The organism is Enterobacter sp. BNK-8 (assembly GCF_048685095.1).
GTDB classification, from domain to species: domain Bacteria; phylum Pseudomonadota; class Gammaproteobacteria; order Enterobacterales; family Enterobacteriaceae; genus Enterobacter; species Enterobacter quasiroggenkampii.
On sequence record NZ_JBLQTN010000001.1, the window covers coordinates 3,126,387 to 3,142,165 of the forward strand.

Below are 15,779 nucleotides of genomic sequence, written 5' to 3' on the forward strand. Positions count from 1 at the left end.
GGGTAAGCGCAACGCCACCCGGCAAAACTTACTGCTCTTCTACCGCCGGCACATCCGGCCACGCGTGGACGACCGCTTTAATCAGCGTTGCCAGCGGAATGGCGAAGAACACGCCCCAGAATCCCCACAGCCCGCCGAAAATCACCACCGATAAGATAATCACCAGCGGATGCAGGTTTACCGCTTCGGAGAACAGCACCGGTACCAGCAGGTTACCGTCCAGCCCCTGAATAATCAGGTACACCGCGAAACAACTCCAGAACTCGGTCCCCAGCCCAAACTGGAACAACGCCACGCCAACCACCGGAATGGTCACCACAAACGCGCCGATATACGGGATCAGGACCGATAACCCCACCAGCACCGCCAGCAGCAGCGAGTAGTTCAGGCCGAAAATCAGGAAGCCAATCCAGGTGGCGACCCCCACGACAATCATCTCCAGCACCTTGCCGCGAATGTAGTTGGTGATCTGCTGGTTCATCTCTTCCCAGACCTGCCCCGCCAGCCCGCGGTTGCGCGGCAGAATACGGCGCACGGCGTTAAGCATCTGGTCTTTATCTTTCACCAGGAAGAAGACCATCAGCGGCACCAGCACAAGGTAGACCGCCAGTGTCAGCAGTCCGACCAGGGACGCCAGAGAGTACTTCACCACCGAATCGCCCATCGTCATGATGCGGGCGCGCATGTTTTCGGCCATCGCGTCGATAATCCCGGCATCCATCAGCGCAGGATAACGGCGCGGTAGCGTGGCGGCGAAATCAGACAGTTTGTTCAACATGCCGGGCATATCGCGGATCAGGTTGATTCCCTGTTGCCAGGCAACCGGCATCACCACAAAGGCCATCAGCAGCAGGATGCCAACAAACAGCACCAGCACGATGCTGGTCGCCCAGCGGCGGGAACAGCCGATATGTTCCAGGCGCGCCGTGGGCCACTCCAGCAGGTACGCCAGCACAATCGCCACCAGCAGAGGGGCGAGCAGACCGCTAAAGAAGAACAGGATACCGAACCCGGCAACCAGAATAACCAACAAAGCAATGGCTTCCGGGTCGCTGAAGCGACGCCGGTACCACTGCATTAACATTTCGAGCATACAACCCTTCCCTGAATCGAATGGCGGGAGTGAGACGGTGAATTGTATCTAACTGTCACAAAAAAGACTTTCGCTTTTTGTATCCCGATCGCAATCCGCAAAAGCCTGATGAATGGGATTTTCTTCATGCTACAACACGGCTACACTCGCAGGGCAGCAGAGATGAACGATATGCCGGTTCATCGGTCAAATTAGCACATCCAACATACAGGACAGTGGTTATGTTCAGGCAATTGAGAAAAACACTGGTTGCAACACTGATTGCCGCGGTGACGGTCGGTCAGGTGTTGCCCGCTTTTGCTGACTCGTCCGATACATTGCCGGACATGGGCACCACAGCAGGAAGCACGCTCTCTATTGGGCAAGAGATGCAAATGGGGGATTACTATGTTCGCCAGCTGCGCGGCAGCGCCCCGCTGATTAACGACCCTTTGCTGGTACAGTACATAAACGGGTTGGGAATGCGTCTGGTGGCGCACGCCGATTCGGTCAGAACCCCCTTCCATTTCTATTTAATTAATAACGACGAAATCAACGCCTTCGCCTTCTTTGGCGGTAACGTGGTGCTGCATTCGGCGTTATTCCGTTACTCAGACAACGAAAGCCAGCTGGCCTCGGTGATGGCGCACGAAATTTCGCACGTCACGCAGCGTCACCTGGCGCGTGCGATGGAAGACCAGAAACGTAACGCTCCCCTTACCTGGGTAGGCGCACTGGGATCGATTCTGCTGGCGATGGCCAGCCCGCAGGCCGGGATGGCAGCGCTGACCGGTACGCTGGCAGGAACGCGCCAGGGGATGATCAGCTTTACCCAGCAGAACGAGCAGGAAGCAGACCGCATCGGCATTCAGGTGTTACAGCGTTCAGGCTTTGACCCGCAGGCCATGCCGAGCTTCCTCGAAAAACTGCTCGATCAAGCGCGTTATTCTTCCCGTCCACCGGAAATTTTGCTCACGCACCCGCTGCCTGAAAGCCGTCTGTCGGACGCGCGTAACCGTGCCAACCAGATGCGCCCGGTCGTGGTCCAGTCTTCGCAGGATTTCTACATGGCGAAGGTGAGAACGCTGGGGATGTACAATTCCGGGCGTAACCAGCTCACCAGCGACCTGCTGGATACCCTGGCGAAAGGCAACGTGCGCGAGAAGAACGCCGCGCAGTATGGTCAGGCGCTCCAGGCGATGGAAGCCAGTAAATACGACGAGGCACGTAAGGCGCTGCAGCCGCTTCTGGCTGCCGACCCAAACAACCCGTGGTACCTCGATCTGTCGACGGATATCGATCTGGGGCAGAAGAAGCCTGCCGATGCGATTAACCGCCTGAAAGGGGCGAAAGACGTCCGTACCAACCCGGTGCTGCAGCTTAACCTGGCGAATGCTTACTTGCAGGGCGGCCAGCCGGGTGAAGCGGCGACCATTCTGAACCGCTACACCTTTAATAATAAAGACGATCAAAACGGCTGGGATCTGCTCGCTCAGGCGGAAGCCCAGCTCGGCAACCGCGATCAGGAGCTGGCGGCACGCGCAGAAGGCTTTGCCCTGGTGGGGCGCCTCGATCAGGCCATTTCCGCACTCAGTAGCGCCAGCTCGCAGGTCAAACTCGGCAGCCTCCAGCAGGCCCGATACGACGCGCGTATCGATCAGCTTCGCGGCCTGCAGCAGCGCTTCAAGCCGTACGAGAAGATGTAATCAAGGAGAATTCACGTCATGACAGACGCCGTAAAAATTTACCACAACCCGCGCTGCTCCAAGAGCCGCGATACCCTGAGCCTGCTGAAGTCTAACGGCGTGGAGCCGGAGGTGGTGCTGTACCTCGACACCCCACCGGACGCGCAGACCCTCCGCCAGCTGCTGCATATGCTGGGCATGGGCAGTGCGCGAGATCTGATGCGCAAGAAAGAAGATCTGTATACGTCGCTTAACCTGGATGACAGCCGTCTCTCCGAGGCTCAGCTGATACAGGCGATGGTTGAAAATCCAAAGCTGATTGAGCGCCCGATTGTCGTGGCGAACGGCCAGGCGCGCATTGGACGCCCGCCGGAAGACGTGCTCGAGATCCTCTGATGGTTTCGCCCGGTGGCGCTGCGCTTACCGGGCCTACGGATGCCATATGTAGGCCGGGTAAGGCGCAGCCGCCACCCGGCACAACTATAGCTTCAGAATATCTTTCACAAACGGAATGGTCAGCTTGCGCTGGGCGGTAATGGAGGCGCGATCGAGCTGATCCAGCGTGTCAAACAGCGTACGCATTTCGCGATCCAGCCGCTTCAGCAGGAAACGGCCCACGTCTTCCGGCAGCTCAAAGCCGCGCTGCTTTGCGCGCAGCTGTAGCGCCTGAAGCTTATCTTCATCCGACAGCGGCTGAAGCTTATAGATTTGGCCCCAGTCCAGCCGAGACGCCAGATCCGGCAGTCCCAGATTCAGCTGGCGAGGCGGACGATCGCCGGTGATCAGCAGCCGGGTTTTGCCCGATTCCAGAATGCGGTTGTAGAGGTTAAAGATCGCCATTTCCCACGGCTCATCCCCCGCCACGCATTCGATGTTATCGATGCAGACCAGGGAGAGATGTTCCATCCCCTCCAGCACGTCAGGGACAAACCAGGTTCGTTTATCCAGCGGCACATAGCCTACCGCATCACCGCGCGCAGAGAGCTCCGCGCAGGCGGCATGCAGCAGATGGCTGCGCCCCGCGCCTTCGCGTGACCAGATATAGATGTATCCGCTGTGTTCCTGACGCAGCACGTTTTGCAGTGCAGCCAGTAAAGAGGGGTTATCACCCGGCCAGAAACTCGCAAACGTTTCGTCGTCAGGGAGATAGAGTGGCAGAGAGAGCTGTGCCGGTCCGTTCAGAAGTACCTCAACCAGATCTGACATAAAATCGGCATGGAGTTTAACACGGAACCTGCAAGGAGAGAACCGGGCGGATCGTCCGCCCGGTTATAGGATCAGTGTGACGCTTTTTCGTTTTCGTCAGCGTCCAGCACCACCTCTTCCGGACGGATCACGGAGATCAGCTTGAAAATCAGGCTCAGGCCCACGCCGACGATGGTTGCCAGCGCCATGCCTTTCAGCTCGGCCGCGCCGATGTGCACCTTCGCCCCGCTCACGCCGATAATCAGGATCACCGATGTCAGGATCAGGTTCTGCGCTTTGCTGTAATCCACTTTAGATTCAATCAGCACGCGAATACCGGAGGCACCAATTACTCCGTACAGCAGCAGAGACACGCCGCCCATCACCGGAACCGGGATGATCTGAATCGCTGCCGCCAGCTTGCCGACGCAGGAGAGCAGAATGGCGATGATCGCCGCGCCGCCGATAACCCAGGTGCTGTAAACGCGGGTAATCGCCATCACGCCGATGTTTTCACCGTAGGTGGTGTTTGGGGTAGACCCAAAGAAACCGGAGATGATGGTGGAGAAACCGTTCGCAAACATGGAGCGGTGCAGGCCCGGATCGCGGATTAAATCGCGCTTAACGATGTTCGCCGTTACCACCAGGTGGCCGACGTGCTCCGCAATCACCACCAGCGCCGCAGGCAGAATGGTGAAGATCGCAAACCATTCGAAGCGCGGCGTGTAGAAGGTTGGCAGCGCGAACCAGTGCGCCTCGGCAATCGGGGTGGTATCCACCACGCCCATCACGAAGGAGAGCGCATAGCCCGCCAGCACGCCGATCAGGATCGGGATAATCGCCATAAAGCCGCGGAACAGCACGGAGCCAAACACCGTTACGCCCAGGGTCACCAGCGAGATGATAATGGTTTTGGAATCCGGTGACTGGCCGTCAGCAGGCAGCAGACCGGCCATATTCGCCGCCACGCCCGCCAGTTCGAGACCGATGACGGCCACGATGGCACCCATCGCCGCAGGTGGGAACATCACGTCCAGCCAGCCGGTCCCGGCTTTCTTCACGATGAAGGAGACCAGGCAGAACAGCACGCCACACATGATAAAGCCGCCCAGCGCGACCTCATAACCCAGCGGCAGCAACAATAACACCGGAGAGATAAAGGCAAAGCTCGACCCGAGATACGCCGGGATTTTGCCTTTACAGATGAAGAGGTACAGCAGCGTACCGATGCCGTTGAACAGCAGCACGGTAGCCGGGTTAATGTGGAACAGGATTGGCACCAGCACGGTTGCGCCAAACATGGCGAACAGGTGCTGCAAACTAAGCGGGATAGTCTGTAAAAGCGGCGGTCTTTCACTCACCCCGATAGCACGGCGCGTCATAGTGTTTTCCTCTGAGTAGTATCGTTGTTGGTGTTTTATTCAAAAAAAAGCCGACTATCAAAGTCGGCTTATTTATCGTTATTCGATTATTTCGTACCAAAGATCTTATCGCCGGCATCGCCGAGCCCCGGGATGATGTACCCGTGCTCGTTCAGACCCTGGTCGATAGAGGCGGTATACAGCTCAACGTCCGGGTGCGCTTTTTCCAGCGCCGCGATCCCTTCCGGTGCCGCAACCAGCACCAGCACTTTAATGCTGCTGCAGCCCGCTTTTTTCAGCAGGTCGATAGTGGCAATCATTGAACCGCCGGTTGCCAGCATCGGGTCAACCACCAGCGCCATACGCTCGTCGATGTTGGACACCAGCTTCTGGAAATAAGGAACCGGCTCGAGGGTTTCTTCGTTACGGTAGATCCCCACCACGCTGATGCGCGCGCTTGGCACGTGCTCCAGCACGCCTTCCATCATGCCGAGACCGGCACGCAGGATAGGCACGACGGTAATTTTCTTACCTTTGATCTGCTCAACCTGTACCGGACCGTTCCAGCCTTCGATGGTGACTTTTTCCGTTTCCAGATCAGAGGTCGCTTCGTAGGTCAGCAGGCTGCCGACTTCAGAGGCCAGTTCGCGAAAACGCTTCGTGCTGATGTCATGCTCACGCATCAGGCCCAACTTGTGTTTAACGAGTGGGTGTTTCACTTCCACAATCTTCATTCTCTTTCTCCTCTGAATGGCATCCGCAAAAAAATCGCGGGATTATACCGCTTTTTTCGGATTAGGCCATACCCATGTTGCTTGATGTACATCAATCAAAAACAAAAAAGCCAGAGGCTGGGCTCCGGCTTGGGTGCGGGGTTCTGCCGGGTGGCGCTAACGCTTACCCGGCCTACACATCCCGTAGGCCCGGTAAGCGCAGCGCCACCGGGCAATTATAGCTGCTCCCCGTTGCTCGCGATCACCTGCTTATACCAGTCGAACGACTTCTTCTTGCTGCGGTTCAGCGTGCCGTTTCCTTCATTGTCTTTATCGACAAAGATAAAGCCGTAGCGTTTTTTCATTTCACCGGTACCGGCAGACACCAGGTCGATACAGCCCCACGGGGTATAGCCCATCAGGTCTACGCCATCCTCCACCACCGCTTTTTTCATCTCGCGGATGTGGGCGGCCAGGTAGTCAATGCGGTACTGGTCGTTCACCGTGCCGTCGCTCTCCTGCACGTCGATTGCGCCAAAACCGTTTTCAACGATAAACAGCGGCAGCTGGTAGTGATCCCAGAACCAGTTGAGGGAGTAGCGCAGCCCCACCGGGTCAATCTGCCAGCCCCAGTCGGATTTCTGCACGTACGGGTTGGAGACCAGGCTCTTGCTTTCGTCATAGTCCAACTGCGGGTTGTCCGCCGTCGCCTTGGTGGCGAAGGACATATAATAGCTAAACCCGATGTAATCCACGCAGCCCTGCGTCAGCGCGGCTTTATCTTCTTCGGTGATATCGAGCGTGAAGCCGCGACGCGCAAAGTAGTTGAGCAGATGCTGCGGGTACTTGCCGCGCACGTGCACGTCGGTGAACCAGTAGCGGCGGTGCATGGCGTTCATCGCCATCATCATGTCGTCCGGCGCGCAGGTCAGCGGGTAGATTGGGCACATGGCAATCATGCAGCCGATCTGCAGGGACGGGTTAATCTCGCGCCCCGCCTTCACCGCCAGCGCGCTGGCCACCAGCTCATAGTGCGCGGCCTGGAACATCACCGGCTCACGGTCTTCGCCCGGCGCGTACTTCAGCCCGGAGTTGGTGAACGGCGCAAAGTCTTCATGGAAGTTGGCCTGGTTGTTGATCTCGTTAAAGGTCATCCAGTACTTCACTTTATGCTGATAGCGCTGGAAAACCACTTTTGCAAAACGAACGAAGAAGTCGATCAGCTTACGGTTGCGCCAGCCGCCGTATTCGGTGACCAGGTGGAAAGGCATCTCGAAGTGAGAGAGGGTAATAACCGGTTCGATGCCGTACTTCAGGCACTCGTCGAACAGGTCGTCATAGAATTTCAGGCCAGCCTCGTTCGGCTCACGCTCGTCCCCTTTCGGGAAAATGCGCGTCCAGGCGATAGAGGTGCGGAAGCATTTGAACCCCATCTCGGCAAAGAGTTTGATGTCTTCTTTATAGCGGTGGTAGAAATCGATGGCGTCATGGTTAGGGTAATTTTTCCCCGGCAGCACGCCGTTGGTGATTTCACGCGGCACGCCGTGCGCGCCTGCAGTCATGACGTCGGCTACGCTTACGCCTTTACCCCCTTCTTGCCAGCCGCCTTCCAGCTGGTGCGCCGCAACCGCACCGCCCCACAGAAAATCTGCTTTAAATCCTGACATTCGCTTTCCCTCATTCTGCGTTATTTTCTGCAAAAACAATTACAGAAACCGGTTTCAGTTGAATGATGTGCAAAGCCGTTTCGGGTTGCAAGGAGAATACCGAAACCGGTTTCATTTTCGTGAACAGACGCAAGTTTGGGCGCACTGGCAGGCTGCGCGTAAAAAAAGATCCTCTCGCCGAGAATAGGCTCGCAAACGTTTGCCTGGACTGTTAGAATTGCGCCGATTTTTCTTACTAGCTATGCAATCGCGTGGGGATTTAAGCCGTGACCAACAAAACTTCTCTCAGCTACAAAGATGCCGGTGTTGATATTGACGCAGGTAATGCGCTGGTTGACCGAATCAAAGGTGTGGTGAAAAAAACCCGCCGCCCGGAAGTGATGGGTGGTCTGGGTGGATTCGGCGCACTGTGCGCGCTGCCGCAAAAATATCGTGAACCTGTTCTGGTCTCGGGAACTGACGGTGTAGGCACCAAACTGCGCCTGGCGATGGATTTAAAACGTCACGACACGATCGGTATCGATCTGGTCGCGATGTGCGTGAATGACCTGGTGGTTCAGGGCGCAGAGCCGCTGTTCTTCCTCGATTACTACGCGACCGGCAAACTGGACGTGGATACCGCGGCAAGCGTGATCAACGGTATCGCCGAAGGGTGTCTGCAGTCTGGCTGTGCGCTGGTCGGCGGTGAAACCGCGGAAATGCCGGGCATGTATCACGGCGAAGATTATGACGTCGCAGGCTTCTGCGTCGGCGTAGTAGAAAAATCAGAAATTATTGACGGCAGCAAAGTGGCGGATGGCGATGTGCTGATCGCGCTGGCCTCCAGCGGCCCGCACTCCAACGGCTACTCCCTGGTGCGTAAAATCCTTGAGGTGAGCGGTTGCGACCCACAGACGACCGAGCTTGAAGGGAAACCGCTGGCTGACCATCTGCTGGCCCCAACCCGCATCTACGTGAAGAACGTGCTGGAACTGATCGAGAACGTTGACGTGCACGCTATTGCCCACCTGACCGGTGGTGGCTTCTGGGAAAACATCCCGCGCGTGCTGCCGGACAACACCCAGGCGGTGATCGACGAGTCCTCATGGCAGTGGCCAGCGGTCTTTAACTGGCTGCAGACCGCAGGCAACGTGAGCTCTCACGAAATGTACCGCACCTTTAACTGCGGCGTGGGCATGGTTATCGCACTGCCGGCAAGCGAAGCGGATAAAGCGGTCAAGCTGCTGACCGAGAAAGGTGAAAACGCGTGGAAAATCGGTACGATTAAAGCCTCCGATTCCGAACAGCGTGTGGTCATTGAATGAAAAACATCGTGGTGCTCATTTCCGGCAACGGAAGTAATTTGCAGGCCATCATAGACGCCTGCAAGCAGAACAAAATCAACGGCACCATTCGGGCAGTATTCAGCAACAAGGCCGACGCGTTCGGCCTTGAGCGCGCGCGGGAAGCAAACATACCCGCGCACGCGCTGGAAGCCAGCCAGTTCGCCGGGCGTGAAGCCTTTGACCGCGAGCTGGTTCATGAGATTGATGCCTACGCGCCGGACGTCGTGGTGCTGGCGGGCTATATGCGCATTCTGAGCCCGGCCTTTGTCGCGCACTACGCCGGACGTTTGCTGAATATTCACCCTTCTCTTCTGCCGAAATATCCCGGCCTGCATACCCATCGTCAGGTTCTGGAAAACGGCGATGAGGAGCACGGCACCTCCGTGCATTTCGTGACCGACGAGCTGGACGGCGGTCCGGTGATCCTGCAGGCCAAAGTCCCGGTCTTTGATGGCGACAGCGAAGAAGACGTGACCGAACGCGTGCAGACCCAGGAGCATGCCATTTACCCACTGGTGGTAAGCTGGTTTGTTGACGGGCGTCTCGAAATGCGCGACGGCGCAGCCTGGCTGGATGGCGTGAAGTTACCCCCGCAGGGTCATGCTGCCGAAGAGTAGTCTCTTTGAATTGCCCGGCGGCGCTTCGCTTGTACGGGCCTACGGTCCCGTAGGTCGTGATAAGCGCAGCGCCCCCCTCCCCCAACCCTCTAAATTCCCCAACAAAAAAAATAACTGTCATACTTTTCTGGCACTGTTGGACATATCGTGGAAATGCTCGCCATAATAAGGACGAGACGGATTTACCACGTCCTGTGATTGAACTGGAGTGTGAGCTGTAATGGGTCAGGAAAAGTTATATATCGAGAAAGAGCTAAGCTGGTTAGCATTTAACGAACGTGTACTCCAGGAAGCGGCTGACAAAAGTAACCCGCTGATCGAACGCATGCGTTTTTTGGGCATCTATTCCAACAACCTGGATGAGTTCTACAAGGTTCGCTTTGCCGAGCTGAAGAGACGCATCATCATCAGCGAAGAACAGGGCCTAAACTCGCACTCGCGGCACCTGCTGGGCAAAATCCAGTCCCGCGTGTTGAAAGCCGATCAGGAATTTGACGGCCTGTATAACGAACTGCTGCTGGAGATGGCGCGTAATCAAATCTTCCTGATTAACGAACGTCAGCTTTCCGTTAACCAACAAAACTGGCTGCGCCACTATTTTAAACAGTACCTGCGCCAGCACATTACCCCGATTCTCATCAACCGCGAAACCGATCTGGTGCAGTTCCTGAAAGATGACTACACCTATCTGGCCGTAGAAATTATCCGCGGTGAATCCATCCGTTACGCGCTGCTGGAGATCCCGTCCGACAAGGTCCCGCGCTTCGTGAACCTGCCGCCGGAAACCCCGCGTAGACGCAAGCCAATGATCCTGCTAGATAACATCCTGCGCTACTGTCTGGACGACATCTTCAAAGGCTTCTTCGATTACGATGCGTTAAACGCCTACTCGATGAAGATGACCCGTGACGCCGAATATGACCTGGTGCACGAGATGGAAGCCAGCCTGATGGAGCTGATGTCGTCCAGCCTGAAACAGCGCCTGACGGCCGAGCCGGTACGCTTTGTCTATCAGCGCGATATGCCGGACGCCATGGTGGAGATGCTGCGCGAGAAGCTGACCATTTCGCGCTATGACTCCATCGTGCCGGGTGGCCGTTACCACAACTTTAAAGACTTTATTGGTTTCCCGAACGTCGGCAAAGCCAATCTGGTGAACAAGCCGCTGCCGCGCCTGCGCCATCTCTGGTTCGATAAATTCCGCAACGGTTTTGACGCCATCCGCGAACGCGATGTCCTGCTCTACTATCCGTATCACACCTTTGAACACGTGCTGGAACTGCTGCGTCAGGCCTCGTTCGACCCGAGCGTGCTGGCGATCAAAATTAACATCTACCGCGTGGCAAAAGATTCCCGCATCATCGATGCGATGATCCACGCGGCGCACAACGCCAAAAAAGTGACCGTGGTGGTGGAGCTGCAGGCGCGCTTCGACGAAGAGGCGAACATTCACTGGGCGCGTCGTCTGACGGAAGCCGGTGTACACGTCATCTTCTCCGCGCCGGGGCTGAAAATTCACGCTAAGCTGTTCCTGATCTCCCGTAAAGAGGGCGACGAGGTGGTGCGCTACGCCCACATCGGTACCGGGAACTTTAACGAGAAAACGGCACGAATCTATACCGACTACTCGCTGCTGACCGCCGATGCCCGCATCACCAACGAGGTGCGCCGGGTCTTTAACTTTATTGAGAACCCGTACCGTCCGGTAAGCTTCGACTATCTGCTGGTCTCGCCGCAGAACTCGCGCCGTCTGCTGTACGATATGATCGATAAAGAGATCGCCAATGCCCAGAAAGGGCTATCGTCCGGCATCACGCTGAAGCTCAACAACCTGGTGGACAAAGGGCTGGTAGACAGGCTGTACGCCGCGTCCAGCTCCGGCGTGCCGGTTAACCTGCTGATCCGCGGCATGTGCTCGCTGATCCCGGAACTGGAAGGCATCAGCGACAATATTCGCGTGATCAGCATTGTTGACCGCTACCTGGAACACGATCGGGTCTATATTTTCGATAATGCGGGTGATAAACAGGTCTATCTCTCTTCGGCAGACTGGATGACGCGCAATATTGACTACCGAATTGAAGTCGCGGCACCGCTGCTGGATCCGCGCCTGAAGCAGCAGATCCTCGACATCATCGAGATTCTGTTCAGCGATACCGTGAAAGCACGCTATATCGACAAAGAACTCAGTAACCGCTATGTACCGCGCGGCAACCGCCGCAAAGTGCGGTCGCAACTGGCGATTTACGACTATATCAAATCACTCGAGCAACCCGATTAACCTATGCCGATAAATGATAAGACCCCACGCCCGCAGGAATTCGCCGCGGTCGATCTAGGCTCTAACAGTTTCCATATGGTCATCGCCCGTGAGGTGGATGGCGCGCTGCAGATCATCGGTCGTCTGAAGCAGCGCGTGCACCTGGCGGATGGCCTTGATGAACGCAGCATGCTCAGCGAAGAGGCAATGGAGCGTGGGTTAAACTGCCTGTCGCTGTTTGCTGAACGCCTGCAGGGCTTCTCGCCCTCCAGCGTCTGCATCGTGGGCACCCACACCCTGCGCCAGGCGCTGAACGCGCCAGAGTTTCTCAAGCGGGCCGAAAAGGTGATCCCCTACCCGATTGAGATCATCTCCGGTAACGAGGAAGCGCGTCTGATTTTCATGGGCGTCGAACACACCCAGCCGGAAAAAGGGCGCAAGCTGGTGATCGACATCGGCGGCGGTTCTACGGAGCTGGTGATCGGCGAAGACTTTGAGCCTCGCCTGGTGGAAAGCCGCCGTATGGGCTGCGTCAGCTTCGCGCAGATGTATTTCCCGGGCGGCACCATCACCCGCGAGAACTTCCAGCGTGCGCGTATGGCAGCTGTCCAGAAACTGGAAAACCTGGCCTGGCAGTACCGTATTCAGGGCTGGAACGTGGCGCTGGGCGCGTCAGGCACCATCAAAGCGGCGCATGAGGTGCTGCTGGCAATGGGTGAAAAAGACGGGTTCATCACGCCCGAACGCCTGACGCTGCTGACCGACGAAGTGCTGAAGCATAAAAGTTTTGACGCCCTCAGCCTGCCGGGTCTTTCCGACGAGCGTAAGGCGGTCTTCGTGCCGGGGCTGGCCATCCTCTGCGGCGTGTTTGACGCTCTCGCCATTAAAGAGTTGCGCCTTTCCGACGGCGCGCTGCGCGAAGGCGTGCTGTACGAAATGGAAGGCCGTTTCCGCCATCAGGATATTCGCAGCCGCACCGCGCAAAGCCTGGCTAACCAGTACAACATCGACCGCGAGCAGGCGAAGCGCGTGCTGGACACCACGGTGCAGATGTACGAGCAGTGGGAAGAGCAGAATCCGAAGCTCGCGCACCCGCAGCTTGCCGCGCTGTTAAAATGGGCCGCGATGCTCCATGAGGTGGGGCTGAACATCAACCATAGCGGCATGCACCGCCATTCGGCCTATATTCTGCAAAACAGCGATCTGCCGGGCTTCAACCAGGAGCAGCAAACCATGATGGCGACCCTGGTGCGGTATCACCGCAAAGCCATCAAGCTCGACGACCTGCCGCGCTTCACGCTGTTCAAGAAAAAGCAGTTCCTGCCGCTCATTCAGCTGCTGCGTCTTGGCGTGCTGCTCAATAACCAGCGTCAGGCGACCACCACGCCGCCCACGCTGAAGCTTAAAACCGACGACCATCACTGGACGCTGAGCTTCCCGCACGACTGGTTCAGCCAGAATGCGCTGGTCCTGCTGGACCTGGAAAAAGAGCAACAGTATTGGGAAGCGGTCACCGGCTGGCTGCTCAAAATTGAAGAAGAGAGCGCTGACGTCGCCGCGTAACGGTTCAGGCGTCCGCGCAGGACGCCTCCGTTTCCAGCAGTGATTCCAGCGGCGCTGGCCTGCCAATCAGATAGCCCTGCACATAATCGATGCCTAGCGCGTGAACCGCGCTACGTATCTCCTCGGTCTCGACATACTCTGCTACCACCAGCATCTTCTTCATGCGCGCCAGATGGCAGATAGACGCCACGATCTGATAATCCAGGCTGTTGTTGACAATATTGCGGATAAAGCTGCCGTCGATCTTGAGAATGTCGGCATCCACGCTTTTCAGCCGCGCATAGCTTGCATAGCCGGTCCCGAAATCATCAATCGCAATGCGTACCCCCATTTTCTGCAACTGCTGGAGGATGTGTAGCGCCTGCTCCCCGCTGCCGAAGGTGCTGCACTCCGTCACCTCAAAAATCAGCTGCCACGGCTCAATGGCGTATTTCGCCAGCAGGCGACTCACCTCAAGCGGGAACGGCACCCGGCATACGGTTGAGGGGGCCAAATTAATGGCAAAACGCTGGCCGGGCAGGCTCTCGCGATGCGCGGCCAGGAAGCGCAGCGTATGCTCAAGCACCCACAGGTCCACCCGGGAGGACAAACCAAACTCCTGCGCGACAGGCAGGAACTGGTCGGGAGAGATCAATAGCCCGTTTGTATCCGGCATCCGCAGCAGGACTTCGTGATAGCGATCGCCACGCAGGCCGCGAACGGGTTGAACCAGCAGGGTGAATTCGTCGTTATCGAGCGCCTTTTGCAGGCGGCTCATCATCGCGACTTTATCCTTCAGGCTGCGCTGCAAATGGACGGCACCACGCTGCTGAAGATTTTCCGGATGGTTTGAGGAGAGTGACATATCGGCCACCACCCCCAGCTCACCCAGCACCAGATAAAGATGGTTAACCGGGGACCGGACATAGCAGTAGCTTACGCCCACCTGCGGCTGCAGCGGCATGCCGTCCCAGACAAAGCGGAACTGCTTGATATGCTCGTCCAGGGTTTCAATTCGCTGCTGGTGCGATTCCGCGTTGAGCCGCACCGCCATGTCATACCCGGTGAGGTGATACACCTGCTCGTTGGGCTGGAGGGTACCGTTTACCCACTGCGCCAGCTGCTGTTTGTACAAAATACGCAGCAGCACGCCGTAATTTCGGCCCAGAATTTCCAGCTCCGGAATGCGCAGCAGGCAGAGCGCCGACCACGGATTCTTCGCCAGATCGCGCGACAGCGCCCGCAGGTTAGGCATATGGACGACCGGGTCGAGCAGCGCCAGCCTGCGGGAACGTTTATTCACGGCGCGCTGGCGAGTCGCCAGCATCGACATATAAATCACCACAAACGAGAAGACCAGGTAACTGGACGAGGTGATCGCCAGCTGAATGTCATACCCCTGGTTCAGCGGGATATAGTGATAATAGTAGTGAATTGACACCAGCAGCACCGGCGTCCAGATCAGCGATATCAGCTTATAGCCAAAACGCATCGCGCCCCAGAGCATCACCGGCATCAGCAGCGACAGGGTATAGTTTGTGGTGAATATGGAACTGTTTTCATTCATCGGGAGCAGCAGCAGCGTAAGCAGTCCGCCTAGCACAATCGCCCACAGCACAAACTCAGCGACCGTCACCTTTTTGTCTATCTGGGCACGGATCTGCGAGAAAAGACTTTTAATATAGCGCGGATGACGAATCAGGCGGATCAGCAGATAGCTCAGCGGCACGCCCGTCAGCCCGCTGACCAGCAGCGCCTGGTAGTTGATGAGCGTACGAATATTAAGAGGGTTTAATCCCGCAAGGCTCTGGCGGCTCTCATACACGCCCAGATACACGGCAAACTGAAACAGCACCAGAAACAGCGTCGCGGGGCAGAAGGCCTGCCAGAAGATGCGCTGCGCCATCAAGCGGATGTCGCCGTACGCCGTCATATTGCGTCTGGGCGCAAACACCCGGTAGCCGCCCCAGCTGAGCACTAAAGGGACGATAAAATGGAGCACACCGGCAACCGTTTCAAACATCCCGACCGACGGGTAATAGCGGATAAACAGGGATAATACGATCCCGGGCAGCGCTTCCAGGCCAAAGAACATCATCAGCGAAAGCAAAAATGAGAGCGGTAAATAATAGAGTGCCACAATGCCGTCGCCCAACTGCGTAAACGTATTCGCAACGCTCAGCGCGGGAAGTAAAACCACAGGTAAAATAAGCGGCAATGCCCACCAGCGGTTTGCATTGTTTTTCAGGAAAGCGAGAATAGTCATAGATGCCCGGTTAAACCCCTATCGCTCCAGAGGGAAATAAAGACAGGCATCCAACCTGACGTACGCGCCGCCCGGCAGCATTTCGG

At 56.9% G+C, this 15,779-nt stretch carries 12 protein-coding genes; 6 read left to right on the forward strand and 6 right to left on the reverse strand.

The genetic code is table 11. The features are described from left to right. Positions 1-28: 28 nt before the first annotated feature. Positions 29-1,093 (reverse strand): AI-2E family transporter, encoded by a 1,065-nt coding sequence (locus ACMGGU_RS15090; RefSeq protein WP_045908583.1) that lies wholly within the window; start codon positions 1,091-1,093, stop codon positions 29-31. Positions 1,094-1,314: 221 nt separating this feature from the next. Here ACMGGU_RS15090 and bepA point away from each other — a divergent pair, with 221 nt between their 5' ends. Further along, a complete protein-coding gene (gene bepA, locus ACMGGU_RS15095; protein WP_045908582.1) occupies positions 1,315-2,778 on the forward strand; it encodes a beta-barrel assembly-enhancing protease in 1,464 nt (487 codons plus the stop codon). Between the two features lie 18 nt (positions 2,779-2,796). Next, positions 2,797-3,153: an arsenate reductase (glutaredoxin) gene (arsC, locus tag ACMGGU_RS15100; RefSeq protein ID WP_032675303.1), complete on the forward strand. Its 357-nt coding sequence runs from the start codon at positions 2,797-2,799 to the stop codon at positions 3,151-3,153. An 84-nt stretch (positions 3,154-3,237) separates the two neighbouring features. On the opposite strand, the gene ACMGGU_RS15105 is transcribed toward arsC, so the two are convergent. The 4 genes from ACMGGU_RS15105 to ACMGGU_RS15120 form a co-directional block, all read right to left on the reverse strand. Further along, positions 3,238-3,939 carry a DnaA inactivator Hda gene (locus ACMGGU_RS15105; RefSeq protein WP_213014348.1) on the reverse strand — a complete coding sequence of 234 codons (702 nt, stop codon included), beginning with the start codon at positions 3,937-3,939 and terminating at the stop codon, positions 3,238-3,240. Positions 3,940-4,034: 95 nt separating this feature from the next. Continuing rightward, on the reverse strand, positions 4,035-5,324 hold the full coding sequence (uraA, locus tag ACMGGU_RS15110) for a uracil permease (RefSeq protein ID WP_032675304.1): 1,290 nt from the start codon (positions 5,322-5,324) through the stop codon (positions 4,035-4,037). Between the two features lie 86 nt (positions 5,325-5,410). Further along, positions 5,411-6,037 carry a uracil phosphoribosyltransferase gene (gene upp, locus ACMGGU_RS15115; protein ID WP_008501641.1) on the reverse strand — a complete coding sequence of 209 codons (627 nt, stop codon included), beginning with the start codon at positions 6,035-6,037 and terminating at the stop codon, positions 5,411-5,413. 215 nt (positions 6,038-6,252) lie between these two features. Next, entirely contained in the window at positions 6,253-7,683 is a 1,431-nt protein-coding gene (locus ACMGGU_RS15120) for a 6-phospho-beta-glucosidase (protein ID WP_262808930.1), read from the reverse strand. A 266-nt stretch (positions 7,684-7,949) separates the two neighbouring features. Between ACMGGU_RS15120 and purM the strand changes: the two genes are divergently transcribed. From purM to ppx, 4 genes are all read left to right on the forward strand, one after another. Continuing rightward, positions 7,950-8,987 carry a phosphoribosylformylglycinamidine cyclo-ligase gene (gene purM / locus ACMGGU_RS15125; RefSeq protein ID WP_025758936.1) on the forward strand — a complete coding sequence of 346 codons (1,038 nt, stop codon included), beginning with the start codon at positions 7,950-7,952 and terminating at the stop codon, positions 8,985-8,987. After that, positions 8,984-9,625, forward strand: a complete 642-nt coding sequence (gene purN, locus ACMGGU_RS15130) for a phosphoribosylglycinamide formyltransferase (protein WP_395299490.1) — start codon at positions 8,984-8,986, stop codon at positions 9,623-9,625. Before purM ends, purN begins: the two co-directional genes overlap by 4 nt. 220 nt (positions 9,626-9,845) lie before the next feature. Beyond that, positions 9,846-11,906 (forward strand): polyphosphate kinase 1, encoded by a 2,061-nt coding sequence (gene ppk1 / locus ACMGGU_RS15135; RefSeq protein ID WP_048029611.1) that lies wholly within the window; start codon positions 9,846-9,848, stop codon positions 11,904-11,906. A gap of 3 nt (positions 11,907-11,909) precedes the next feature. Continuing rightward, positions 11,910-13,448 (forward strand): exopolyphosphatase, encoded by a 1,539-nt coding sequence (gene ppx, locus ACMGGU_RS15140; protein WP_008501646.1) that lies wholly within the window; start codon positions 11,910-11,912, stop codon positions 13,446-13,448. A gap of 4 nt (positions 13,449-13,452) precedes the next feature. Here ppx and ACMGGU_RS15145 read toward each other — a convergent pair whose 3' ends face one another. Continuing rightward, positions 13,453-15,693 (reverse strand): EAL domain-containing protein, encoded by a 2,241-nt coding sequence (locus tag ACMGGU_RS15145; protein ID WP_420300696.1) that lies wholly within the window; start codon positions 15,691-15,693, stop codon positions 13,453-13,455. Positions 15,694-15,779: the final 86 nt, after the last annotated feature.

What these genes read in the sequence shown, in the direction of transcription:
- ACMGGU_RS15090 (WP_045908583.1), bottom strand. Translation starts at nt 1,093, where the DNA reads ATGCTCGAAATGTTAATGCAGTGGTACCGGCGTCGCTTCAGCGACCCG.
- bepA (WP_045908582.1), top strand. Translation starts at nt 1,315, where the DNA reads ATGTTCAGGCAATTGAGAAAAACACTGGTTGCAACACTGATTGCCGCG.
- arsC (WP_032675303.1), top strand. Translation starts at nt 2,797, where the DNA reads ATGACAGACGCCGTAAAAATTTACCACAACCCGCGCTGCTCCAAGAGC.
- uraA (WP_032675304.1), bottom strand. Translation starts at nt 5,324, where the DNA reads ATGACGCGCCGTGCTATCGGGGTGAGTGAAAGACCGCCGCTTTTACAG.
- upp (WP_008501641.1), bottom strand. Translation starts at nt 6,037, where the DNA reads ATGAAGATTGTGGAAGTGAAACACCCACTCGTTAAACACAAGTTGGGC.
- ACMGGU_RS15120 (WP_262808930.1), bottom strand. Translation starts at nt 7,683, where the DNA reads ATGTCAGGATTTAAAGCAGATTTTCTGTGGGGCGGTGCGGTTGCGGCG.
- purN (WP_395299490.1), top strand. Translation starts at nt 8,984, where the DNA reads ATGAAAAACATCGTGGTGCTCATTTCCGGCAACGGAAGTAATTTGCAG.
- ppk1 (WP_048029611.1), top strand. Translation starts at nt 9,846, where the DNA reads ATGGGTCAGGAAAAGTTATATATCGAGAAAGAGCTAAGCTGGTTAGCA.
- ppx (WP_008501646.1), top strand. Translation starts at nt 11,910, where the DNA reads ATGCCGATAAATGATAAGACCCCACGCCCGCAGGAATTCGCCGCGGTC.
- ACMGGU_RS15145 (WP_420300696.1), bottom strand. Translation starts at nt 15,693, where the DNA reads ATGACTATTCTCGCTTTCCTGAAAAACAATGCAAACCGCTGGTGGGCA.